Below are 23,607 nucleotides of genomic sequence, written 5' to 3'. Positions count from 1 at the left end.
CATGTCATACCTCGCAACGAGGGGCCAGCCTGCTGGCGGCGGATGCACCACCGGCTACATCATGGCCGGGGGCGGGAGGATGGGGTATTGGGCCTGTGCGGAGGCCGGCATGACCGGCGTCGGGCAGGGGAACAGGAAAAAACCCGGCTGGGGAGGGGCTGGATTGGCTGGGACATGACGGTTCACGTTGTTCCCCAAACGAGAGAGATGTCATACGGACGCCATCGGGATGGCCCATCCGTACCGACGTCAATTTTACCAGAGATCCGACCGGTGACAAGCCGCTTTAATGAAATTATCCAGAGATTGTGTCAAATCGCCTTGCGCCAGGCCAACCGCTGCTCCAGCCAGCGGGAAAGGGAGGTGAAGGCGTAGCAGACGATGAAATAGACCAGGGCGATGAAGACGAAGATTTCCGTCGGATAGGCCATGGTGCGGTTGTTGATCTGGGTTCCCACGTGGGTCAGTTCGGATACGCCGACGATGAAGGCCAGGGAGGTGTCCTTGATCAGGGAAACGAACTGGTTGACGAAGGAGGGGATCATATTGCGCAGTCCCTGGGGAAGCACGATATAGAGCATGGCCTGCCACGGCTTGAGGCCGGTGGAGATGGCCGCCTCGGTCTGCCCCTTGGGGATGCCCTCGATGCCGGCCACCACGATGCGGGACATGTAGGCGGAGGTGAACAGGGTCAGCCCCATGATGACGGTCTGGCTTTCGGCCACCTTGCCGAACAGGGCCGGCAGGAGGAAGTACATCCAGAAGATGACCATCAGAAGCGGCATGCCGCGCACGAGGTTGATGGCGGCGACGGCGGGGTAGCGCACCACCGGGGACCGGGAGATGCTGAGCAGTCCCAGGATCAGGCCGCCGAAGAAGGAGAGGATGCAGGAGATCACCGCCAGGTACAGGGTGAGGCCCAGGCCGCCCAGGGGACCGTGGGGGAAACGGCCGATCATGAAGTAGGTGAAGTTGTCGGCAATCACCGATATATTGAAGAATTGATCCATATCAGGCCGCCTTGTGAATGTTGAGGACTTTCTCGTTGTAGATGTTCACCAGGGCGGTGATGACAAGCGAAATAGCCACATAGACTACGGTTGCTGCGGTAAACGCCTCGAAGCCCTTGAAGGAGTAGCTCTCCACCTGGCGGGCCTGGTAGGTCAGCTCCATGACGCCGATGGTCATGGCCAGGGACGAGTTCTTGGCCAGGTTGAGGAACTGGTTCACCAGCGGCGGCACCGTGAGGCGCACCGCCTGGGGCAGGATGATGTACTGCATGGAGCGCAGGTAGGAGAACCCGGCGCTGCGGGCCGCCTCCATCTGCTCCTTGGGGATGGAGAGCACGCCGGAACGGATATCCTCGGCGATGAAGGCCGAGGTGTAGATGGTCAGGGCGATCACGGCGGCGGCGAACTCGAAGTTGGTGTTGTTCAACCAGTCGTTGACGGCGGTCGGCAGGATCTTGTACGACCCGAAGTACCAGAAGAATATCTGCACCAGAAGCGGGGTGTTGCGGAAAAACTCCAGATAGGCATGGGCAATCCAGCGGACCGGCCTGTTGTTGCTCATGCGCATGACGGCGATCAGGAGCCCCAGCAGGAAGGCCAGTACGATGGAGAGTGCCGAGAGCTGCAGGGTAACCTTGCACCCAGAAACCAGCCATTCGAAATACTTGCCCGAGGTGACGATCGACCAGTCGAATTGATATTTAAGCACGTGAAACCCTCATGAAGAGCGGGGCGGGGGGCAGGATGCCTCTCCACACCCCCCGCCTGCTGAACGTTGCAAATTGCGTGTTACTTGCCGGCCGTGATCTTGAAGTTGCGCTGCAGGTGGAACTGGGTGGAGGGGCCGAACCACTTGTTGAAGATCCTGGCGGCTTCGCCGGATTTTTCCATATCCAGGATGGTCTTGTTGACGAAGTCCACGAAGTGCTTGTCCCCTTTGCGCATGCCGAGGCCGTAGGGTTCGTCGGAGATCTGGACATTGGGGATCTCGAAGCGGGCCTTGTTGGGGGCCTTGGCCAGGATGCCGGCCAGGATGGCCTCGTCGGTCGTCACGGCGAATACCTTGCCCTGCTCCAGGGCGAGCAGCGCCTGGGGATAGTCGTCAAAGGAGAGCACGGTGGCGGTGGGGATGGCCTTCTTCGCGTTCTGCTCCGAGGTGGAACCCTTGGCGGTGCCGATCTTTTTGCCGTCCAGGTCCTTCAGGCTCTTGACGGTTCCCTTCTTGGTGATGAACTTCTGGCCGGTAAAGAAGTAGGTATGGCTGAAGTCGATCTGTTTGGCCCGCTCGGGGTTCTTGGTCATGGTGGCGGCGATGATGTCGATGTGCCCTTCCTGCAACTGGGGCATGCGGCTGGCCGAGGTGACCGGCTTGAGTTCTACCCTGACGCCCAGCTTCTTGGCGATGGCGTTGATGAAATCAATGTCGTACCCCACGATGGTGCGGGTTTTCTCATCCACATAGCCGAAGGGAGGAAGGGAGTCCTTGACCCCGGCCACCAGTACCCCTTTTTTCTTCACGTCGGCCAGCGTATCGGCGGCCAGCACCGTTTTGGCGGCCGTCGCGGCCAACACCGTAATCATGAATGCTATTGCCAGTTTTCTCATGTCGAACTCCTCCTTCAAGAGTGATAGTACGGACCGGTACATCCGGTTCTAGGGACATTCGCAGTGCATCGGCGTCAAGAGCTGGCGCAGGAACTGCTGGGCGCGTTCGTGCTTCGGCCTGCTGAAAAACTCGTCGGGCGTCGCCTCTTCCAGGACGGTGCCGGCATCCATGAAGGCCACCCGGTGGGCGACCTCCCGGGCGAATCCCATCTCGTGGGTGACCACCACCATGGTCATGCCGCTCACGGCCAGGTCCTTCATGACCGCGAGAACCTCGCCGATCATCTCCGGGTCGAGGGCCGACGTGGGCTCGTCGAAGAGCATGATCTTCGGTTTCATGGCCAGGGCGCGGGCGATGGCCACGCGCTGCTGCTGGCCGCCGGAAAGCTGGGACGGGTACGCGTCGCGCTTCATGGCCAGCCCAACCCGCTCCAACAACGCCATGGCCTGTTCTTCGGCCTCTTTCTTGGCGGTCTTGCGGATCTTGATGGGGGCCAGGGTGATGTTGTGCAGGACGGAAAGGTGGGGATACAGGTTGAACTGCTGAAAAACGAAGCCGACCTCCGCCCGCAGTTTGTTGATATCGGTCTTTTTGTCCAGCAGGTCCATGCCGTCAACCACCAGCGCCCCCTTGTCGATCGGCTCGAGCTGGTTGATGGTGCGGATCAGGGTGGACTTGCCGGAACCCGAGGGGCCGCAGACGACCAGCACTTCGCCGGGGGTTACGTGCAGATTGATATCGTTGAGTACGTGCAGGGTCTTGAACCACTTGTGCACGCCTTGAAAGGTAATCATCGGGGGCTCCTGTCGAAATTGGGGTGGAACATTGCGCAAAATCAGAGGATTTGTATAGCACAAAGCGGCACCGGGGGGCAAAGGAAAATTGGCCGCCGCATGGGCTGGAAATAATCCGATTGACGGGCGGCGCGGCGGACATATAATTAAAAACAAAGGGATAAAATGCCACGCCCGCCGTGTATACGTCGCCGCAAAGGGAGGGTGGAACGGACGGTTAATGAAAGTGGCTCGCCCGCCCGTTGGGCGAAAGGTGTGCCCGCCCAGCGGGCGGCTATGGATGAACGACTGCGGAACCGGACATTGGGAATGAAAGGTGCGTGATAGTATGTTGTCCAACATCTCGACAGGTGAATTGAAATCCTTGCTGGATTCGGGCGGCCCGGTCTGCCTGATCGACGTGCTCCCCCCCGAATATTTCGGCGAATGCCATATCCCGGGCGCAAGCAATGTGTGCGTGTATGAGATGGCGTTTCTGGAGAATTTGACGAAGACCGTCGGCGACCATGATACGCCGCTGGTGGTGTATGGCGCCAGCGCCCGCTCGCGGGAGGCCGCGGTTGCGGTGGAAAAGCTGCGGCGGGCGGGGTATCGGGAGGTGCGGGAGTTGGCCGGCGGCCTGGCCGCCTGGCGGGCGGCCGGCTATGCCCTGGAGGTGGGGGAGGGGCCGGCGGCCCCCGAGGCCGCCGTTCAGGACGGGGCGTATGTGGTGGAGAGCGCCGCCAGCCGGCTGGAGTGGATCGGGCGCAACCTGAACGGCAGGCACTACGGCACCATCGCCCTATGGGGCGGGGAGGTCCTGGTGAAAAACGGGGTTCTGGCCGGCGGCAGCATCACCCTGGACATGGGGTCCATCGCAGACGCCGACCTGGAGGACGAGGGCTACAACCGCCTGCTGGTCAGCCACCTGAAATCCGACGACTTCTTCGATGTGGCCTCCTACCCGTGGGCGGTCTACGACATCGCCGGTTCGGAGCTTTTGCCCGAGGCGTCCGCCTGCTCCCTTGTCTACCGGGTGATGGGGAGTCTCGAACTGAGGGGCGTGCAAAGGGAGCTGCCGCTCACGGCCGAAGTGGCGCCCCAGCCGGATGGCCTGCTCAAGGCCAGGGTGTTGTGCGACCTCGACCGCACGCGCTGGGGGGCCATTTACGGCTCGGGGAGGTTTTTCGAAAAACTGGGCCAGCACCTGGTGAACGAGATCGTCACCGTCGAGATCTTCCTGGTCGCCCGGCCGAACCGGAGTTGACCCCGCCAGGCATGCACCCGCCATGAGAACCGGCCCCTCCCCCAAACGGAAGGGCCGCTTTCCCTCCCGGAAAAGTATTCGCCGATTTCAGGTCCAGCGTCACATCATATCGACCGGATCGATGTCCACATACGTGCGGATGGCCGAAGCGGCGGGGCGGTTCTGTCGCCAGGCGGCGATCAGACGGCGCAGATCGCCACGGGTGGGGGATTTGAGCAGGATCTGGCGGCGGAAACGGCCCCGCAGCCGGTACAGGGGCGCCGGGGCCGGCCCCAGGATCTCCACGCGCAGGCCTTTTCCCCGTTTCAGATGCATGAGCAACCGGGCCGTGGTCTCGGCATGCTCTTCCACCGGCCGCTCCGCAGTGCCGGAAAAGCCGAGGCAGGCCAGAAAGCTGAAGGGGGGGTAGCCGACCTCGCGGCGGAATTCCAACTCCTGGCGGTAGAAGGCGTCGTCGTCATGCCGTACGGCGCACTGGATGGCGTAATGGTCGCCGCTCTGGGCCTGGACGACCACCCGGCCGGGGGCGTCCCCCCGCCCGGCCCGGCCGATGACCTGGGACAGGATCTGAAAGGTGCGTTCGGCGGCGCGAAAATCGGGCATGCCGAGGCTGGCTTCGGCATTGACCACCCCCACCAGGGTCACACCGGGAAAGTCGTGCCCCTTGGCGATCATCTGGGTCCCCACCAGGATGTCGGCGCTGCCGTCGGACATGCGGGCCAAGAGGCGTCCGTGGCTCCCCTTGCCCCCGGTGGTGTCGCTGTCCATGCGCAGGATGCGCGCCTGGGGCAGCAGTTCGCGCAGGTCGTGCTCCAGGCGCTCGGTGCCGGCCCCCAATTCCTTCAGCTCCTGGCAGCCGCAGGCCGGGCAGATGCCGGGGGCTGGGATGGCGTAGTCGCAGTAGTGGCAGACGCTCTGGCCCCGCTGGCGGTGGTAGGTGAGGGACACGGAGCAGTTGGGGCAGGCCAGGGGCGCGCCGCACTCCGCGCACACCAGGTAGGTGGCGAAGCCGCGCCGGTTGAGAAAGATGATCGCCTGCCCGCCGGCGGCCAGGGTCGTCTCCAGGGCCGGGATCAGGAGCGGGCTGATGGCCGTGGCGACCCCCTTCATGGGGGCCAGTTCGACGGTGGGCATGGGGCGCTGCTCAACCCGCTCCGGCAGGGTGAGCAGCGCCAGTTTGCCGTGCTCCGCGGCATACCGGCTGGTGACCAGCGGCGTGGCCGACCCGAGCAGGACCACGGTGTGCTCCATCCGTCCCCTGACCAGGGCCAGGTCGCGGGCGTTGTAGCGCAGGCCGTCGGCCTGTTTGAAGGACGCCTCGTGCTCCTCGTCGACGATGATGATGCCGATCCGCTCCAGGGGGGCGAAGATGGCCGAGCGGGCGCCGATGACGATGCGGGCCTGGCCGCGCCTGATGCGCCGCCACTCGTCATAGCGTTCGCCGTCGGAGAGGCCGCTGTGGAGAATGGCTATGCCGTGGCCGAAACGGGCGCGGAAGCGCTGCACCAGTTGGGGGGTCAGGGAAATCTCCGGCACCAGCACCAGGGCGGTTTTGTCCTGTCCCAGGGCCTGGGCGATGGCCTGGAGGTAGACTTCGGTCTTGCCGCTGCCGGTTACGCCGTGGAGCAGGAAGGGGGCAAAGGCGCGCCGGTCCAGCGCCGCGCAGAGGGCGTCCAGGGCCGTCTGCTGGTGGGGGGAGAGGAGCCGGGGGGTGTCGCGTTCCACCACGTCGTCGCCGAACGGGTTGCGGTAGACCTCCCGCGCTTCGCCCGTCACCAGGCCCAGTTCCGTCAGACGTCCGAGCTGTGGCGAACAGGTGCCGAAACGTCGCCGCAACTCGGCCGCCGGGATACCGCTCCTCCCCTCCCTGAGCAGATCCAGGATGGCCGCCGCCTTGGCGCCCAGGTGGGGGAGGGGCTCAGGCGCCGTCGCGGCGCGGTAGACCATCTCGGTCTTGATGGCCTTGCCGCCGCCGACCGTTGGGGCGTTCTGGTCCGAGCCTTTGCGGTCCTGAATGTTGATGCCGGCCGGAAGGGCCGTCTTGAGCACTTCGCCCAGAGGGTGCAGGTAATAGGAGGCCACCCAGCGGAAGAACTCCAGTTCGCTGTCCGTCCAGAGCGGCTCGGGGTCGAGCAGTTCCAGGATCTCTTTCAAGTCGTGGGGTGGGGTTTCGGCAACGTCGCCCAGGATATAGCCGGTCATTCTGCGGCGGCCGAAGGGGACGAAGACGCGCCGCCCGGCAAGGGGCTGCCCCGCCATGCCGGACGGGACGCGGTAGTGGAAAGTCCGGTCCAGGTGGAGCGGGATGGCTACTTCGACGATGTGGGGCGCAGGGGTGGACATGGGGATGGTGATAGCAGAGTACCGGCGCGAAGTAAAGCGCGGAGCTGCGAAAAAGGGGAGGGCGGGGGCGCCGTCCTCCGGGCCTACCAGTATTTCCGGGGGGGCTCGGTTTTCCCCATGAGGCGGATTTCGCCGTCGATGACCTTGAACATGTCGCCGATCTCGGTGGTCCATTCGTCCCCCTCCTCCAGGGGGCTGGGGAAGGAACGCTGGCCGAGGAACATCTCCTGGTCGCCCACATAGCCGTACCATTCCAAAGCGCCGGTCATCCATATTCTCGTTTTCAGTTCCATGGGATACCTCGAAAAATAAAAGTCAAACCGTGTCTCTGCGGCAGATGGTACAGCTAATTTGCCCGAATAGTATCAATCTCCAACTGAACCCTTCTCCCTGAGGGAGAAGGTGGCCGAAGACCGGATGAGGGGGCAACAGTGCTGCTCTATCCACCTCTTCCCCCTCACCCTAGCCCTCTCCCTCAGGGAGAGGGGATTGTCTCTGCTGTTGCAGGAGATTGAGTGTAATTTACGAAAGCCGCGATTTGAAATCCGCGTAGCCGAAGCGGCGCACCACCCGCAATTCGCCGGTTTCCGGCTCATAGGTGCAGATGGCCGGGTGCTGGATGCCGTTGAAGGTGGTGGTCTTGACCATGGTGTAGTGGGCCATGTCCAGGAAAGCCAGCCGGTCGCCCGCGTGCAGCGGCCGGTCGAAGGACCAGTCACCGATGATATCTCCCGCCAGGCAGGAGGGGCCGCCCAGACGGTAGGTATGGGCCTTCTCGTCGGGGGCGAAGCCTCCCTCGATATCGGGGCGATAGGGCATCTCCAGGGTGTCCGGCATGTGACAGGTGGCCGAGAGGTCCAGGATGGCGATATCCAGCTCGTTATGCACCACGTCCAGCACCTCGCCCACCAGGATGCCGGTGCCGATGGCGATGGCCTCGCCCGGCTCCAGGTAGACCTCCAGGCCGTATTTTTCCCTGAAATGGGTCATCAGCGCCACCAGGCCGTCGATGTCGTACCCGTCCCGGGTGATGTGGTGGCCGCCACCCAGGTTGAGCCATTTCATGCGGGGCAGGAACTCGCCGAACTTTTCCTCGAACGCCCGCGCAGTCCGCTCCAGCGGTTCGAACAACTGCTCGCACAGGGTGTGGAAATGGAGCCCCTCCACCCCTTCCAGGGAGCGCCCCTCGAACTCCGCCCGCGGGATACCCAGGCGTGAGGCCGGGGCGCAGGGGTCGTAGAGGGGGGTCTGCCCCTCGGAATGCTCGGGGTTGACCCGCAGGCCGACGGAGACGCGTCCCCGCTCCTTTTCCCACAGGGGGCGGAAGCGCTCCAACTGGTTGAAGGAATTGAAGACCAGGTGGTTGGAGATGGAGAGCAGCTCCACCACGTCGCTCTCCTTGAAGGCCGCGGCGAAGCTGTGCACCTCGCCTCCGAACTCCTCCCGCCCCAGGCGCGCCTCCCAGGGGGAACTGGCGCAGACCCCCTGGAGGGTCTCCCGGATGATGGGGAACACGCTCCACATGGAGAAGGCCTTGAGCGCCATGAGGATCTTGGCGCCGCTGCGCCTCTGGACCTCTGCCAGGATGGCCAGGTTGTGGCGCAGCCTGCCCAGGTCCACCACGTAGGCCGGGGAGGGGGCGAGCTGCAAGATTTTATCGATATTGATATCGGTCAAAGTCTAAAACCTTTTTCGCCACAGAGACACAGAGACACGGAGAACGTCAAAACCATTTTACAGGGATGAACAGGATGAAGGGGATAGAACCTTAAACCGGTTTTTGGGTAAATCTTTAAGTCCTTATCCTGTTTATCCCGTTCATCCATTTGAATTTATTAGCTTTAGATTTTTCTCTGTGTCTCCGTGTCTCTGTGGCGGATTTTATCTGATTCTACAGTTCCGGCCATTCGCCGCCGTCCACGACCACCGTGGGCAGTCCCATGGGCCCCAGCACCTCCAGGAACAGCTCCGGGTCGAACTGCTCCATGTTCCAGACACCCGGTTTGCGCCATTTGCCGGTGAGCATCATGATGGCCCCCACCACGGCCGGTACGCCGGTGGTGTAGCTGATGGCCTGGGACTTGACCTCCCGGAAGCAGGCCTCGTGGTCGCAGATGTTGTAGATGTAGACCTGCTTGCGCTTGCCGTCCTTGAGGCCGCGGGCGATGACCCCGATGCAGGTCTTCCCCTTGGTCAGCGGCCCCAGGGAGCCGGGATCGGGCAGCAGGGCCTTCAGGAACTGGATCGGCACGATCTTCTGGCCGTTGAACTCCACCTCGTCGATGCGGGTCATCCCCACGTTCTGCAACACCTCCAGGTGTTTCAGGTAGTTGTCCGAAAAGGTCATCCAGAACTGGGCCTTTTTGATGGTGGGGATATGTTTGACGATGGACTCCATCTCCTCGTGGTAGAGGCGGTAGATGCTCATGGGGCCGATGCCGTCGGGAAAGTCGAAGACCCGCTTGGTGGAGAGCGGCGGCGTCTCGACGAATTGGCCGTTTTCCCAGTGGCGGCAGGGGGCGGTCACCTCGCGGATGTTGATCTCCGGGTTGAAGTTGGTGGCAAAGGGCTGGCCGTGGGAGCCGGCATTGGCATCGATGATGTCGAGTTCCTGGATCTCGTCCAGATGGCTCTTGGCCGCCAGGGCGGTATAGACGTTGGTCACGCCCGGATCGAAGCCGGAGCCGAGCAGGGCCATGATCCCGGCCTGCTTGAAGCGCTCCTGATAGGCCCACTGCCAGGAGTATTCGAACCTGGCCGTGTCCAGCGGTTCGTAGTTGGCGGTGTCCAGGTAAGCCACGCCGGTTTCCAGGCAGGCGTCCATGATGTGCAGGTCCTGGTAGGGGAGCGCCACGTTGATCACCAGGTCCGGCTGCACCCGGCGGATCAGGGCCGCCAGTTCCGGCACGTTGTCGGCGTCCACCTGGGCGGTTGCGATGGGTGTGGCTATCTGGGCCGCAATGGCATCGCATTTGAATTTGGTGCGGGAGGCCAGGGTGATCTCGCTGAAGATATCCCGGCGCTGGGCGCATTTGTGGGTCACAACCTGGCCGACGCCGCCGGCGCCGATTATAAGGACTTTGCTCACGGAAAACTCCTTCCTGGGGCGCAGCGTCATATTCGCGCCCTAACGCCGCCGGTTCGTCCGCATGCTCCTCGACGTAGCGCTGCTACGCCTGCGGGCCTGCCTCCTCACCGTCGCCGTTATCATCGCGAATCCGGCGCTGCTTGTTTATGGGGTAGTTCGGCAAGATATAGTACGGGCATTCGCCGGTCGGCACAATGCCCGTAACAAAACTTTTACAAGTGATGGAGGGTTGTTCGTTACTCGCCCAAGTAAGTATACCCCAGAAGCGTCCGGTCCAAAAGTTCGATGAAGTGGCTGCTCTCCTCGATGGAGATCTTGCGCAGGGCCACGCTCTTCTCCAGGTTGTCCCTGACGTGCTTGAGGATCTCCGGCCCCTTGTACTGGACGTACTTCAGGCTCTCCCAGCAGGCGTCGCCGTTGATCACGGTGTCGATCAGGTAGCCGGTCTTCTTGTTGAAGGTGATATGCACGGCATTGGTGTCGCCGAACAGGTTGTGCATGTCCCCCAGGATCTCCTGATAGGCGCCGATCAGGAAGAAGCCGATGAAATAGTCCTCCTCCTTGCGGATGCGGTGGAGCGGGAGGAACTTGGTCCTGCCGGTCTCGCCGACAAAGCTGGTGATCTCGCCGTCCGAGTCGCAGGTGATGTCGGCGATGGAGGCCATGACGTCCGGCTTCTGGTTGAGCCGCTGCAGCGGCATGATCGGGAAGAGTTGGTCGATGGCCCAGGAGTCGGGGATCGACTGGAACAGGGAAAAGTTGGCGAAATAGGTCTGGCGCAGGGCCAGGTGAAAGTTCTGCAACTCCTCGGGGATCGGCTTGATCTTCTCGACGATGCCGTTGAGTTTCTTGATGATCTTGGAGTAGAGCCACTCGGCGATGGCGCGGTCGTTGAGGGTCAGGTAGCCCAGGTTGAACAGGCTGACCGCCTCGTTGATCAACTGCAGCGTGTCGTGGTAGTCCTCGCGCAGGGAGTAGCGGTCGATGCTCTTGTAGATGTCCATGAGTTTCTTGACCGTGGGCGCCAGGTTTTCGGACTGGGTCAGGATCTCCTCGAAATCGGGCATCAGATTCTGAGTGTTCGTGTTGAGGACGTTGGTGATCAGCACCGAGTAATGGGCGACCGTGGCGCGCCCCGACTCGGAGATGATGTTGGGGCACTCGACCCCGGCCTCGTCGCAGATGTTCTTGATCTGGTAGATGACGTCGTTGGCGTACTCCTCAACCGTGTAGTTGACGCTGGAAAAGTAGCTGGACTTGGAGCCGTCGTAGTCCACGCCCAGGCCGCCGCCGATGTCCAGGAAATCGATGCCGACCCCCAGCTTGCGCATCTCGGTGTAGATGCGGGTCCCCTCGATCAGGGCGGTCTTGATCTTGTCGATCTTGGTGATCTGGCTGCCGATGTGGAAATGGAGCAGCTTGACGGAGCCGAGCAGCCCGTGCTCCTCCAGCATGCGGATGGCGGCGATGATCTCGGACATGCGCAGGCCGAACTTGGCGTCCTCGCCGCCGGAGGTGGCCCATTTGCCGGTACCCTTGGAGGAGAGCTTCACCCGGATGCCGAGCTTGGGCTGGATGCCGGTCTTCCGGGACAGTTCGATGATCTTTTCCAGTTCGAACAGCTTTTCCACCACCAGGGTGATGTCGTAGCCGATCTTGGTGGCGTAGAGCACCGTCTCGATGTATTCCGTGTCCTTGTAGCCGTTGCAGATGATCGGCAGGCCGTTGCCGGTGGAGATGGAGATACCGGCGACCAGCTCCGGTTTCGAACCCACCTCGAGGCCGATGTTGTAACGTTTGCCGAAGTTGGCGATGGCCTCGACCACCTGGCGCTGCTGGTTGACCTTGATGGGGAAGAAGGTCTGGTACTTGGCCGGGTAGTCGTTCTCCTGGATGGCGTTCTTGAACACGCGGTTGATGCTGGCGATGCGCCCCTGTAGCACGTCCATGAAGCGCAGCAGGATGGGGGGCTTGATCTTGCGTTTGATCAGGTCGTCAACCAGGGCGCGCAGATCGATGGACTGCTTGGAACTGGAGGAGGGATGGACGCAGATGTTCCCCTTCTTGTTGATAGAGAACAGGTCGGCGCCCCAGTTGTCCATGTTGTAGAGCTTGACGGACTCGTTAATTGTCCAGCGTTCCATAGGCCGTGTACCAACTTTCGTCATTATTTGCTGAAAGCCATTGTGCAACAGGGGGCGAATGGCATGCTGCCCCATTATTGCATATCAATTGTCGAACAGCACCCACATAATGTGCCCGCCGGGGGCGGGAACGAAAAATGAACAAATTTGTTCTTCTATTGAATATTACGGAGTAAGTCAATCAAATAAAAATATGCCCCGGGAGATGGGCCGATTTCGGGGCGGTTCGATGGCGCCGTGACGAGCGATTGCGCCGGATGGCGCGGGCTCATCCCGAATTGTGCGTACCCGCTGCATGTGTACCTTGACTTTGTCGTGGGGAATGTTTACCTTTCAGCCAGTCCAAGAGTCTGTTTCATTACCGAATGGTAGGCAAGGTGGTCATATGCCACGTTTTTCTCGCAGACAGCCGTTTCAGCAGGAACTCTTTGGCCGGCATCTCGGTGAGATCCGGGACCTGCTGGATGCCCTCGAGCTTCGTGATGTCTTTGGCGAGGGGGAGAACCGTCCGCCGGTGGATATGTACGAGACCTGCAACGAGATCGTTCTGGAATTCGATCTCCCCGGTTTCAACATCGAGGACATCAGCCTGACGCAGCATGGCGCGACCCTCGTTCTCGAGGCGCACCGCCCCCGGGAGCAGGCGGCCGGCGACGCCCGCTATGTCTGCCTCGAACGGGGTTACGGCCGTTTCCACCATGCGCTTCACATCCCGGGTTGTATTGACACGTGCGCCATCAAGGCTGAATACCGTTACGGCGTTCTGCGGGTGAGATACCCCAAGACCGGTGACCGGCGGGTAACGATAAAGGAGATACCAGATTGAGCGAGATAGATAAGGATATGGAAAAGCCGGAATCGGAAGAATTGAAGATTCCCGAGGTGTTGCCGCTCCTGCCGGTGCGCGACGTGGTGGTCTACCCCTTCATGATCATCCCGCTCTTCGTGGGACGCGAGATGTCGGTCAAGGCCGTGGACAGCGCCCTGGCCGGGGACCGGATGATCCTTCTGGCCACCCAGCACGAGATCGGCGAGGAGGACCCGACCCCCGACAAGATCTACGAGGTCGGCACGGTCGCCATGATCATGCGCATGCTCAAGCTGCCGGACGGCCGGGTGAAGATTCTCGTCCAGGGGCTGAGCAAGGCCCGCATCACCGAGTATGTGACGGAGAAGCCGTTCCATACGGTGCGCATCGAGAAGATGGTTGACGCCCCGCTGCAGGATGTCTCCCTGGAGACGGAGGCCCTGGTGCGCACCGTGCGCGAGCAGCTGACCAAGGTCATCGAGCTGGGCAAGCAGGTCTCCCCCGAGGTGATGGTGATCCTGGAGAATATCCAGGACCCGGGGAGCATGGCCGACCTGATCGCCAGCAACCTGGGGCTGAAGGTGGCCGATGCCCAACTGCTGCTGGAGATGGGCGATCCGGTCATGCGCCTGACCAAGGTCAACGATTTCCTGAACCGCGAGGTGGAGCTGCTCAGCGTGCAGGCCAAGATCCAGAGCGCCGCCCGCGAGGAGATGGGCAAGAACCAGCGGGAGTACTACCTGCGGGAGCAGATGCGCGCCATTCAGCAGGAGCTGGGGGACGGCGAGGGCAAGGAGGATATCGCCGAGATCAAAAAGGCCATCGAGACCGCCAAGATGCCCGAGGCGTCCCAGAAGGAAGCGCTCAAGCAATTGAGCCGCCTGGAAAACATGCATCCGGACGCCGGCGAGGCCGGCATCATCCGCACCTACCTGGACTGGCTGGTGGAACTCCCCTGGAGCAAGTCCAGCCGCGACAGCCTGGACATCACCCGCGCCCGGGAAATCCTGGACGACGATCACTACTACCTGGACAAGATAAAAGAGCGCATCCTGGAGTTTCTGGCGGTGCGCAAGCTGAAGAAAAAGATGAAGGGGCCGATCCTCTGCTTCGTGGGCCCTCCGGGGGTCGGCAAGACCTCCCTGGGCAAATCCATCGCCCGGGCCATGAACCGCAAGTTCGTGCGCATCTCCCTGGGCGGCGTGCGGGATGAGGCCGAGGTCCGCGGCCACCGCCGCACCTACATCGGGGCCCTGCCGGGGCGCATCATCCAGGGGATGAAGCAGGCCGGCACCAACAACCCGGTCTTCATGCTGGACGAGTTGGACAAGCTGGGCTACGACTACAAGGGCGATCCCTCGTCGGCGCTCCTGGAGGTGCTGGACCCGGAACAGAACCACTCGTTCTCCGACCACTACATCAACCTGCCGTTCAACCTCTCCAACGTGATGTTCATCGCCACGGCCAACCAGATCGATCCGGTGCCGTCGGCCCTGCGCGACCGCATGGAGGTCATCAACCTGGCCGGGTACACCGAGGAGGAGAAGCTGGAGATCGCCCGCCGTTACCTGGTGCCGCGCCAGATCAAGGAAAACGGCCTCAAGGCGAAGCACATCAGCTTCGAGGACGATGCCATCCGCGAAATCATCACCAAGTACACCCGCGAGGCCGGCCTGCGCAACCTGGAGCGGGAGATCGGCACGGTGTGCCGCAAGGTGGCGCGCAAGGTGGCCGAGGGGGGCACGCGTACCATCAAGATCGCGGCCAAGAGCCTGCACACCTTCCTGGGGGCGCCCAAATACCTGCGGGAAGAAGATCTGGACAAGAACGAGGTCGGCGTGGTCAACGGCCTGGCCTGGACGCCGGTGGGAGGAGAGATCCTGCACATCGAGGCCACCCTGATGAAGGGGAAGAGCGCCCTGACCCTGACCGGGCAGTTGGGGGACGTGATGAAGGAGTCGGTCCAGGCGGCCCATTCCTATATCCGCGCCCACGCAGACATCCTGCACATCAATCCCGACTTCTTCCAGGACCATGAGATCCATGTCCATGTCCCGGCCGGCGCCATTCCCAAGGACGGCCCCTCGGCCGGTGTTGCCATGACCACGGCGCTGGTGTCGGTCCTGACGCGCATTCCGGTCAAAAAGGACGTGGCCATGACCGGCGAGGTCACCCTGCGGGGCAAGGTGCTTCCCATCGGCGGCCTCAAGGAGAAGATCCTGGCGGCGGTGCGTTCGCGGATGCGGCTGGTCATCATCCCCGAGCAGAACAGGAAGGACCTGGAGGACATCCCGGCCGAGATCCTCAAGAAGGTCAAGATCGTCCCGGTGCACGAGGTGAGCGAGGTGCTGAAGCTGGCCCTGGAGAAGTTCCCGCCTCCCGCGCCGTCCACCCCCAAGGAGCCTGCGAAGAAGCCGCGCAGCGGCGAAACCACCCCCAAGGTTTTGATGCGCCCCCGCAAGGAGATTTCGGCCGGGGCACAGGGGTGAAGATTGGAGAGTTGGGCGAATTCGGCCTGATCTCCCGTATCGCTTCCGGCGCAGCCAACGGCAGAGGCGTCATCACCGGCATCGGTGATGACGCCGCCGTTACGGCCCTTTCCCCCGGCATGCAGTTGTTGACCTCAACCGACATGCTGCTGGAGGACGTCCACTTCCGCCGCGCCTGGCACGACCCCTGCCGCCTGGGGCGCAAGTCCCTGGCGGTCAGCATCTCCGACATCGCCGCCATGGGGGGCATCCCCCGCTGGGCGCTGCTCTCCCTCGCCATTCCCCCTGACCTGTCCCTTGAATTTCTGGACGCGTTCACCCGCGGCTTTCTTGCCGTGGCCGCGGAACACGGGGTGGCCCTGATCGGCGGCGACACCTGCTCCTCCCGCGCCGGCCTGGTCATATCCGTGACCATCATGGGAGAACAGGAACCGGCGAAGGTCGTGCGCCGCTCCGGCGCGCGTCCCGATGACGACATCTGGGTGACCGGCACCCTGGGCGACGCTGCCCTGGCGCTGGAATCGCTGGAAAAGGGGGAGTTCCCCCCCCACGTGACGGCGCAGGAGAGGGAATGCCTCGCCTCCCGCCTGCTCGATCCGTCCCCCCGGGCCGCTGCCGGCCGGGCTCTGGCCGAGGCGGGGCTCGTGTCGGCCATGATCGATGTCAGCGACGGGCTTTTGGCGGATTTCGGCCATATTGCCGAACAGTCCGCGTGCGGCGGTGCGATCCGCCTCGATACCCTCCCGCTTTCGCCGGCCTTTCGCGCCGCCCTCCACGCCCCCTCCTCCTCCCCCCACGATCTTGCCCTGGCCGGCGGCGAAGACTACGAACTGGCATTCACCGCGCCGGTTGCCAACCGGGAAAAAATTGCCCAACTTATGAAAAAAAGTGGCATTGATGCTCGGCCTGTTGGTATAGTAACAGCCTTGCCCGGGGTCACGGCCGTTTTCGCCGACGGCAGTGCCTACGCCCCGCAGCACAAGGGATACAACCACTTTACATAAACTTCCGAAAGGAGCATCACACGATATGCAGCAGGCAGTCATTCCCGCAGACAAGGCCCGGCTCTGCGCCGACGCCATCCGTTTCCTCGCCGCCGACGCGGTTGAAAAGGCCAATTCCGGCCACCCCGGATTACCCATGGGGGCCGCAGACTGCGCCTTCGCCCTGTGGGGCAATTTTCTTTCCTTCAATCCCGAAGACCCCCGCTGGCCCAACCGCGACCGTTTCATCCTCTCGGCCGGCCACGGCTCCATGCTGCTCTACTCGCTCCTGCACCTGTTCGGTTACGACCTGCCGCTGGAGGAGTTGAAAAGCTTCCGCCAGTGGGGCAGCAAGACGCCGGGCCACCCCGAGTTCGGCCACACCGTCGGGGTGGAGGTGACCACCGGCCCGCTGGGCCAGGGCTTCGCCAACGGGGTCGGCATGGCCATCGCCAGCCGGATGGCTGCGGAACGTTTCAATGCCGCCGACTTCAGCCCCATCGACCACACCATCTATGCCCTGGTGGGCGACGGCGACCTGCAGGAGGGGATCAGCTACGAGGCCGCCGCCCTGGCCGGACATCTCAAGCTGGGCAACATGGTGTATCTCTACGACGACAACGGCATCACCATCGAGGGCACGACCAACCTGGCCTGGTCCGAGGACGTGGCCGGGCGCTTTACCGCCAGCGGCTGGCATGTGCAGAAGATCGACGGCCACGACTACGCCCAGATCCTGGCCGCCATTGCCGCGGCCAAGGCCGAGACGGAGCGCCCGTCGATCATTATCGCCACCACCCACATCGCCTTCGGCAGCCCTGCCAAGCAGGACTCCTCCGGGGCCCACGGCTCCCCCTTGGGCAAGGACGAGATCGCCGCCACACGGGCCAACCTGGGGTGGCAGCATGCCCCCTTCGAGGTGCCTGAAGAGGTCCGGGCCATCTGCCGTGAGCGGGTGGAAGCGCTCACGCGGCGCTACGCCTCCTGGCAGCGCGGTTTTTCCGGCTGGCATGCCGCCAATCCCGAAAAGGCCAAGCTGTGGGATGAGATGTGGAACAAGCAGATCCCGGCCACACTGGCCGATGAATTGCTCGCCGTGGTTGCCGACAAGGACGGCGCCACCCGTGCCCTGTCCGGCGCGGCCCTCCAGAAGGCTGCCGCCCTCGTTCCGGCCCTGGTGGGCGGATCGGCCGACCTGTCACCCTCCAACAACAGCGATATCAAGGGGGCGGCTTCCGTGCAGCCGGGCGCGTTTGCCGGCCGCAACCTGCATTTCGGCATCCGCGAGCACGCCATGGGGGCGGTGGTGAACGGCATGGCCCTGTACGGCTGCTTCATCCCCTACGGCGCCACGTTCCTGGTCTTCTCCGACTACTGCCGTCCTTCCATCCGGCTCTCCGCCCTGATGAACCTGCAGGCGCTCTATATCTTCACCCACGACTCCTTCTTTGTGGGCGAGGATGGCCCCACCCATCAGCCGATCGAACACGTGGCCTCGCTCCGCATGATCCCCGGCCTCCAGGTGATCCGACCGGCCGACGGCCTGGAAACGGCGCAGGCCTGGCAGGCGGCTTTGCAGCACGGCAACGGGCCGACGGCCCTGATCCTTACCCGCCAGAAGCTGCCGGTCATCGCCCGTCCCGCCTCCTTCGACAGCGCCGATGGGCTCAAGGGGGGGTATGTGGCATCCTCGCCGGCCGGGAAGCCCGACGTGGTCATCATGGCCAGCGGCTCCGAGGTGCACGTGGCGGCCGATGCGGCAAACCTCCTGGCGGCGCAGGGGATCGGCGCCCGCGTCGTCTCCGTGCCCAACCTGGGGCACTTCCTGGCCCAGCCGGCCGCCTACCGCGACGAGGTGCTCCCGGCCGGCGTGCCCCGCGTGGCCTTCGAAGCGGGCCGCGGCGAATCCTGGGGCAAGCTCCTGGGATGCGACGGCCTGTTCATCGGCATCGAACACTTCGGCGCCTCGGCCCCTGACAAGGTGCTGGCGGAACAGTTCGGCTTCACCGCGCCCCAGGTAGCGGAGCAGATCGCCGCTTATCTGAAAAAATAGGCTTGAACATCTGCCACAGAGGCACTGAGACACAGAGAAAACCCAAAAACGTTTTACATGGATGAACAGGATGGAGGGGATAACATCTTAGATCGATTCAGGTTATAAACATCTGTTTGTTGTATAGGCCGTTATCCCGTGTATCCTGTTCATCCATGTAAAGTCGGTTCTGTCTTTGACGTTCTCCGTGTCCCTGTGGCAGATGTAAGGTGCAAGTATGGAACTGATCGAACTGCTCAAAAAATCCCTGCTCTTCTCCGGTCTCAAGGATGACGACCTGGCTGAACTGGCCGCCATTACGGTCCGCCGCAGGTTTGGGAAGGGGGAGTCCCTCTTCAGCGAAGGCGATGAGGCGACCGGTTTTTACCTGCTGGTGTCGGGCAGCATCAAGCTCTGCCGTATCGCCCACGACGGCCGGGAAAAGGTGCTGCATTTCGTGCAGCCCCGGGAAACCTTTGCCGAAGCCGCCTTCTTCGGCGACGGCCGCTATCCGGCCGAGGCGCGCGCCCTGGCGGCCGGCGAGGCGCTCTATCTGCCCAAGGAGGGGTTTCTGGAGCTGATGGGGCGCAATCCCAACTTCTCCCTCAACCTGGTGGTGTCCCTGTCGCTCATGCTGCGGCAGTTCGCCCGTCAGATCGAGGAGCTCTCCTTTGCCGACGTCACCTCGCGGCTGGCCTCCTTTCTGGTCCGGCGGTCCGCCGAAAAATCGGCCAGCTACGGCGGCATCACCTACATCGACCTGGGGGTCAAGAAGGGGGAGCTGGCCTCGCGGCTCGGCACCGCCAGCGAGACCATCTCCCGCACCCTGCGCAAACTGAAGGACGAGGGGATTATCGAGGTCCAGGGGAGCCGGGTGGTGATCCACCAGATGGAGAAGCTGCAAAAACTGTCCGAACGCCATGAATGAGGTCGTGGTGTTTTTGCCGCGGAGCCGGAGCGGCGCGGAGAACCAACCGAATCAGGGGCGGCGGAACGGTGGCGGGTTTGGCAGCGACAGCGGGCTGCCGTCTCTTTGGGGTAAATTTTTGTCTGATGTGGCTAAAAGGAGCTATCCATGCTGATCGTCATGAGTCATAATGCCACCACGGCGGACATCGAAGCCGTTGTCCGGACCGTGAGCGAGATGGGCCTTACGGCGGCGCCGATCCCGGGCCGCGAGCGGACCGCCATCGGCGTCCTGGGCAACCAGGGCTATGTGGATGACAGCAAGATTCTGGAACTGGCAGGCGTACAACAGGTGATCCACGTTTCCAAACCATACAAATTGGTCTCCCGCGATTTCCATCCGGAAAATACCATCGTCGATGTGCGCGGGGTCCGTGTCGGCCAGGGGTGCCGGCCGGTGGTGGTGGCCGGGCCGTGCGCCGTGGAGAGCGAGGAGCAGATCGTCAAGACCGCCCTCTTCGTGAAACAGGCCGGCGCCGACATGCTGCGGGGCGGGGCGTTCAAGCCGCGCACCGGTCCCCATACCTTCCAGGGGTTGCGGGAGGAGGGGCTGAAGCTGCTCGCCGTGGCGGGGAAGGAGAGCGGCCTGCCCATCGTTACCGAGGTGATGAGCCCGGACAGCGTGGGGCTGGTGGCCGAGTACGCCGACCTGCTCCAGGTGGGGGCGCGCAACATGCAGAACTTCGACCTGCTGCGGGAATTGGGCCGGATCCGCAAGCCGGTGCTGCTCAAACGGGGCATGAGCGCCACGGTTGAGGAGTTTCTGGCCGCGGCCGAGTATATCCTGGCCGAGGGGAACGACCAGGTCATCCTGTGCGAGCGGGGCATCCGCACCTATGAGACCGCTACCCGCAACACCCTCGACCTGGCCGTGGTGCCGCTGATCAAGGAGATGTCCCACCTGCCGATCATGGTCGATCCCTCCCACGCCACCGGCAAGCGCAGCCTGGTGCCCCCCATGGCCCTGGCGGCGTTGATGGCCGGCGCCCACGGCGTGCTGGTGGAGGTGCACCCGGAACCGGAAAAGGCGCTCTCCGACGGTCCCCAGTCCCTCACCTTCCCTGGCTTCGGCCGCCTGATGGAAGAAGTGCAGCGGCTGAACGGGTTTCTCGGGTATGCGTGACCGTAGATAAAAGGCTTGTAATGATCAGGCCGCCGGTGTAATAATGAAACCACCTGATCGTTCTCTCTACCCTGTTGGTCGGCGGTAGCACCCGGGCGGAATGCTAAACAAAAAGGGGGTCGCTCCCTGCTGTGGTGTGCTGCCCCATTGCGCGGGATTTGCCTGAAGCAGCATATTGACTCCCACGGTTGAGGAAACTCGCCGGAGGTCCTTTAGCCGACGGCAGGGTGGAGAGAATGAGTAAAAAAAGGGGAAGCCTCGCGCTTCCCCTTTTTTTGTGTTTGTGAGCCTGAATCCGTGACGCCTCCCTGCCTCTACCGTCCGGAAGGCCTCTGCCATTGCGCTTGCAGGGTTTGCGACCATCAGGCGGCGGACGGGACTCGCAGGTGGGATGCCACGACATGGCGGCGGGCAGGCCCCGGCTCTTCCGGGCACGAAGGCAGGGAGGCGTCACGGATTCAGGATAAACGTGGCGTCCCTTAGTCCCGTTTCCATCGGGAACATCCGGATGTGAAACTAGCCCAATTCACGCCCCGTGGTCGTCATCACCAGTTTGCCGTGCTTGACCCCCTTCACGCCGATCAGGGAGTCGGCTATGGCCTTGATCTGACTCGCCTTGCCCTTGACGATCAGCACCTCGAGGCAGTTGTGGTGGTCCAGATGCACGTGCAGGGTCGAGACGATGCGGTCGTGGTGGTCGTGCTGGATGGCGGTCAGCCGGTCGGCCAGGTCGTGGACGTGGTGATCGTAGACCAGGGTCACCGTGCCGACCGTTTCCTCGTTGCCCTCCTCCCAGGTCTGCTCCACCAGGGCGTCGCGGATCAGGTCGCGGATGGCCTCGGAGCGGTTGATGTACCCCTTCTCCGTAACCAGCCGGTCAAAGCGCTCCAACAGCCCGTCGTCGATGGATATGCCGAAACGTATGGTCTCTCCCATTGCTCCCCCCTTGTTATGTCGTCAGGATCTTTTCCAGGCATGCGACGAGATGTTCGTTTTCCGGGCGCGTGCGCACCGCAATCCGGAAAAAGCGGGGCGTCAGGCCGTCGAAGCTGGCGCAGTCGCGGATAATGACCAATTCGGGCAGGAGCATCTGCGCCAGTTCCCGGGCCGTCATCCCGCCAGTGATCTCCACCAGCAGGAAGTTGGCGCGGGCGGGATAAACCCTGAGCCGGGGCAGGCCCGCCAGCCGGTCGGCAAGAAAGCGCCGTTCCCGGTCGATGAAGAGCAGGGTCTGCCGGTTGTGCTCCTCATCCCGGAGGGCTGCCCTGCCGGCCGCCTGCGCCAGGGTGTTGACGCTCCACGGCACGCCGAGGGCGTCGAGGCGCCCGCACAACGGCTCGTTGGCCATGGCATACCCCAGGCGCAGGCCGGGGATGCCGAAGAACTTGGTCATGGAGCGCAGGATGAGGGCGTTGCCGCCGGCGACGACGGCGTGTTTGGCGGACGCCTCCTCGCAGAAGTCCATAAATGCCTCATCCAGCACCAGAAAAGTGCCGGCGGCGCTGCACAGGTCGCGGACCCGTTCGATCGTCTGCGGCGGATAGAGCGTGCCGCTGGGGTTGCCGGGGTTGCAGAGATAGAATGCGTCGTACCCCTCGGCAAGTTTCGCTTCCAGCCGCGCCGGGTCCAGGGAAAAACCGTCCTGCGGCAGGAGCGGGAAGTGGTGCACCTCCCACTGCTGCCGCTCCAGGGCCCGCTCGTATTCGCTGAAGCAGGGCACGGCAAGCAGGGCGCGTCTCCCGGAGAGGATGGCCGGCAGTTGGTAGATCAGTTCCGTCGAGCCGTTGGCGACAACGAAGTGGGCTGCGGGAAGCCCGTGGTAATGGGCCAGGGCTTCTTTCAACTCCTCATGACCGGTGTCGGGGTAGTGGATCAGGCTGTCAAGGGCGTGGTCAATGGCCGATCTCACCAGGGGAGACGGCCCCAGCGGGTTGATGCTGGCGGAGAAATCGGCCAGGGCGGACGGCGGGACGCCCATCCGGCGCGCCGTCGCGAATATGGTGCCGCCGTGATCATAGCTGCGGGACATGGAGGCCTTTCAGCGCCCAGGCGGCGGCAATGGAGCCGGCAGCCATGAGCAGGGTGGTGGCGTACATCAGCCTGATCATACTCCGGTATGCCCGGCCGTCAAGGGGGAGGAGCGGATCGCCGATGTGTTCCTTCCAGGAGGGGATGCCGCCATAGCTGGCCGCACCCCCCAGGCGCACCCCCAAAGCCCCGGCCGCCGCGGCCTCCGGGTGGCCGCTGTTGGGCGAAGGGTGGTTGCGGCGGTCGCGTAGCGCGATGCGCGCGGCGTTGCGCCATGAAAGCCCCGCCAGGGGGGCCGCCATGACCATCAGCAGGGCGGTCAGGCGGGCGGGGAGGAAATTCAGCAGGTCGTCCATGCGGGCCGACGCCCACCCCAGCCGCAGATAGCGTTCGCTCTTGTAGCCCACCATGGAGTCCAGGGTGCTGACCGCCTTGAAGGCCACGCCGGCCACCGGCCCGCCGAGGGTCAGCCAGAACAGGGGGGACACGATGCCGTCGGCGGTGTTCTCCGCTACGGTTTCCACCAGGGCCCGCCATATGTCGGCATCGCCGAGGTCGTGGGTGTCCCGGCCGACGATATGGGACAGGCCGCGCCGCGCCGCCTCCCGGTCTCCGGCCGCCAGGGCGTCGGCAACCAGGGCCGATTCCCGGTGGAGGGAACGGGCGGCCAGACAGGTGTAGGAAACGTAGGCCGCGCCCAGGAGGCCGGCAAGGGGATGCAGGGCCGTTAACCCGCGCAACGCCAACCAGGCGGCAGCGGCGCTCGCTCCTACGGTGAGGAGCAGCAGCGCGACGCCGGCCGCCCGCTCGTGGCCGGTTGCCGTGCGCAGCCCTGATTCCAGGAGAGTGATCAAACGGCCGATCAGGACAACCGGGTGGGGCAGCCGGCGGGGATCGCCCAGGGCCAGGTCCAGGACCAGGGCCAGGAACAGTACTGCCGGCTCCAG

General features: G+C 63.3%; 19 protein-coding genes. 7 read left to right on the top strand and 12 right to left on the bottom strand.

The genetic code is table 11. The features are described 5' to 3' along the window. Positions 1 to 311: 311 nt before the first annotated feature. The 4 genes from FO488_RS14120 to FO488_RS14105 all read right to left on the bottom strand — a co-directional run bounded on the left by FO488_RS14120 (position 312) and on the right by FO488_RS14105 (position 3,410). On the bottom strand, positions 312 to 1,010 hold the full coding sequence (locus FO488_RS14120; RefSeq protein WP_149211149.1) for an amino acid ABC transporter permease: 699 nt from the start codon (positions 1,008 to 1,010) through the stop codon (positions 312 to 314). 1 nt (position 1,011) lies between these two features. Continuing rightward, the gene (locus FO488_RS14115; RefSeq protein WP_149211148.1) at positions 1,012 to 1,719 is read right to left on the bottom strand and encodes an amino acid ABC transporter permease; all 708 of its coding nucleotides are present in this window, start codon (positions 1,717 to 1,719) and stop codon (positions 1,012 to 1,014) included. Between the two features lie 80 nt (positions 1,720 to 1,799). Then, positions 1,800 to 2,615 (bottom strand): ABC transporter substrate-binding protein, encoded by an 816-nt coding sequence (locus tag FO488_RS14110; RefSeq protein WP_149211147.1) that lies wholly within the window; start codon positions 2,613 to 2,615, stop codon positions 1,800 to 1,802. Positions 2,616 to 2,663: 48 nt separating this feature from the next. Beyond that, a complete protein-coding gene (locus FO488_RS14105; protein WP_149211146.1) occupies positions 2,664 to 3,410 on the bottom strand; it encodes an amino acid ABC transporter ATP-binding protein in 747 nt (248 codons plus the stop codon). Positions 3,411 to 3,738: 328 nt separating this feature from the next. Between FO488_RS14105 and FO488_RS14100 the strand changes: the two genes are divergently transcribed. Then, entirely contained in the window at positions 3,739 to 4,656 is a 918-nt protein-coding gene (locus FO488_RS14100) for a rhodanese-like domain-containing protein (protein ID WP_149211145.1), read from the top strand. Between the two features lie 99 nt (positions 4,657 to 4,755). On the opposite strand, the gene priA is transcribed toward FO488_RS14100, so the two are convergent. From priA to speA, 5 genes are all read right to left on the bottom strand, one after another. Continuing rightward, positions 4,756 to 6,999: a primosomal protein N' gene (priA, locus tag FO488_RS14095; protein ID WP_149211144.1), complete on the bottom strand. Its 2,244-nt coding sequence runs from the start codon at positions 6,997 to 6,999 to the stop codon at positions 4,756 to 4,758. An 83-nt stretch (positions 7,000 to 7,082) separates the two neighbouring features. Next, positions 7,083 to 7,292 (bottom strand): hypothetical protein, encoded by a 210-nt coding sequence (locus tag FO488_RS14090; protein WP_149211143.1) that lies wholly within the window; start codon positions 7,290 to 7,292, stop codon positions 7,083 to 7,085. A 229-nt stretch (positions 7,293 to 7,521) separates the two neighbouring features. Then, a complete protein-coding gene (gene nspC, locus FO488_RS14085) occupies positions 7,522 to 8,676 on the bottom strand; it encodes a carboxynorspermidine decarboxylase (protein ID WP_149211142.1) in 1,155 nt (384 codons plus the stop codon). A gap of 214 nt (positions 8,677 to 8,890) precedes the next feature. Further along, on the bottom strand, positions 8,891 to 10,087 hold the full coding sequence (locus FO488_RS14080; RefSeq protein WP_149211141.1) for a saccharopine dehydrogenase family protein: 1,197 nt from the start codon (positions 10,085 to 10,087) through the stop codon (positions 8,891 to 8,893). A 236-nt stretch (positions 10,088 to 10,323) separates the two neighbouring features. After that, positions 10,324 to 12,231 (bottom strand): arginine decarboxylase, encoded by a 1,908-nt coding sequence (speA, locus tag FO488_RS14075; RefSeq protein WP_149211140.1) that lies wholly within the window; start codon positions 12,229 to 12,231, stop codon positions 10,324 to 10,326. Positions 12,232 to 12,616: 385 nt separating this feature from the next. Here speA and FO488_RS14070 point away from each other — a divergent pair, with 385 nt between their 5' ends. From FO488_RS14070 to aroF, 6 genes are all read left to right on the top strand, one after another. Then, positions 12,617 to 13,057, top strand: coding sequence for an Hsp20/alpha crystallin family protein (locus FO488_RS14070; protein ID WP_168206049.1), 441 nt, complete (start codon positions 12,617 to 12,619; stop codon positions 13,055 to 13,057). Beyond that, positions 13,054 to 15,528: an endopeptidase La gene (gene lon, locus FO488_RS14065; RefSeq protein ID WP_370514279.1), complete on the top strand. Its 2,475-nt coding sequence runs from the start codon at positions 13,054 to 13,056 to the stop codon at positions 15,526 to 15,528. Before FO488_RS14070 ends, lon begins: the two co-directional genes overlap by 4 nt. Further along, positions 15,525 to 16,532 (top strand): thiamine-phosphate kinase, encoded by a 1,008-nt coding sequence (thiL, locus tag FO488_RS14060; RefSeq protein WP_149211138.1) that lies wholly within the window; start codon positions 15,525 to 15,527, stop codon positions 16,530 to 16,532. The genes lon and thiL overlap by 4 nt, the downstream gene beginning before the upstream one ends. Before the next feature lie 25 nt (positions 16,533 to 16,557). Next, positions 16,558 to 18,564, top strand: coding sequence for a transketolase (tkt, locus tag FO488_RS14055; RefSeq protein WP_149211137.1), 2,007 nt, complete (start codon positions 16,558 to 16,560; stop codon positions 18,562 to 18,564). A gap of 217 nt (positions 18,565 to 18,781) precedes the next feature. Continuing rightward, on the top strand, positions 18,782 to 19,471 hold the full coding sequence (locus FO488_RS14050; protein ID WP_149211136.1) for a Crp/Fnr family transcriptional regulator: 690 nt from the start codon (positions 18,782 to 18,784) through the stop codon (positions 19,469 to 19,471). 147 nt (positions 19,472 to 19,618) lie between these two features. Continuing rightward, complete coding sequence (gene aroF / locus FO488_RS14045; protein ID WP_149211135.1) at positions 19,619 to 20,632, top strand: 3-deoxy-7-phosphoheptulonate synthase; 1,014 nt, start codon at positions 19,619 to 19,621, stop codon at positions 20,630 to 20,632. A 516-nt stretch (positions 20,633 to 21,148) separates the two neighbouring features. On the opposite strand, the gene nikR is transcribed toward aroF, so the two are convergent. From nikR to cbiB, 3 genes are read right to left on the bottom strand one after another with little or no spacing between them, the layout of a single operon-like run. Continuing rightward, a complete protein-coding gene (gene nikR / locus FO488_RS14040; protein WP_149211134.1) occupies positions 21,149 to 21,568 on the bottom strand; it encodes a nickel-responsive transcriptional regulator NikR in 420 nt (139 codons plus the stop codon). A 13-nt stretch (positions 21,569 to 21,581) separates the two neighbouring features. Further along, on the bottom strand, positions 21,582 to 22,661 hold the full coding sequence (gene cobD / locus FO488_RS14035) for a threonine-phosphate decarboxylase CobD (RefSeq protein WP_149211133.1): 1,080 nt from the start codon (positions 22,659 to 22,661) through the stop codon (positions 21,582 to 21,584). Continuing rightward, positions 22,645 to 23,607, bottom strand: coding sequence for an adenosylcobinamide-phosphate synthase CbiB (gene cbiB / locus FO488_RS14030; RefSeq protein ID WP_240732279.1), 963 nt, complete (start codon positions 23,605 to 23,607; stop codon positions 22,645 to 22,647). The genes cobD and cbiB overlap by 17 nt, the downstream gene beginning before the upstream one ends.

Source organism: Geobacter sp. FeAm09 (assembly GCF_008330225.1).
GTDB lineage: Bacteria > Desulfobacterota > Desulfuromonadia > Geobacterales > Pseudopelobacteraceae > Oryzomonas.
Note: the sequence above shows the minus strand (reverse complement) of the source record. Positions and strands in the feature narration are given on the sequence as shown.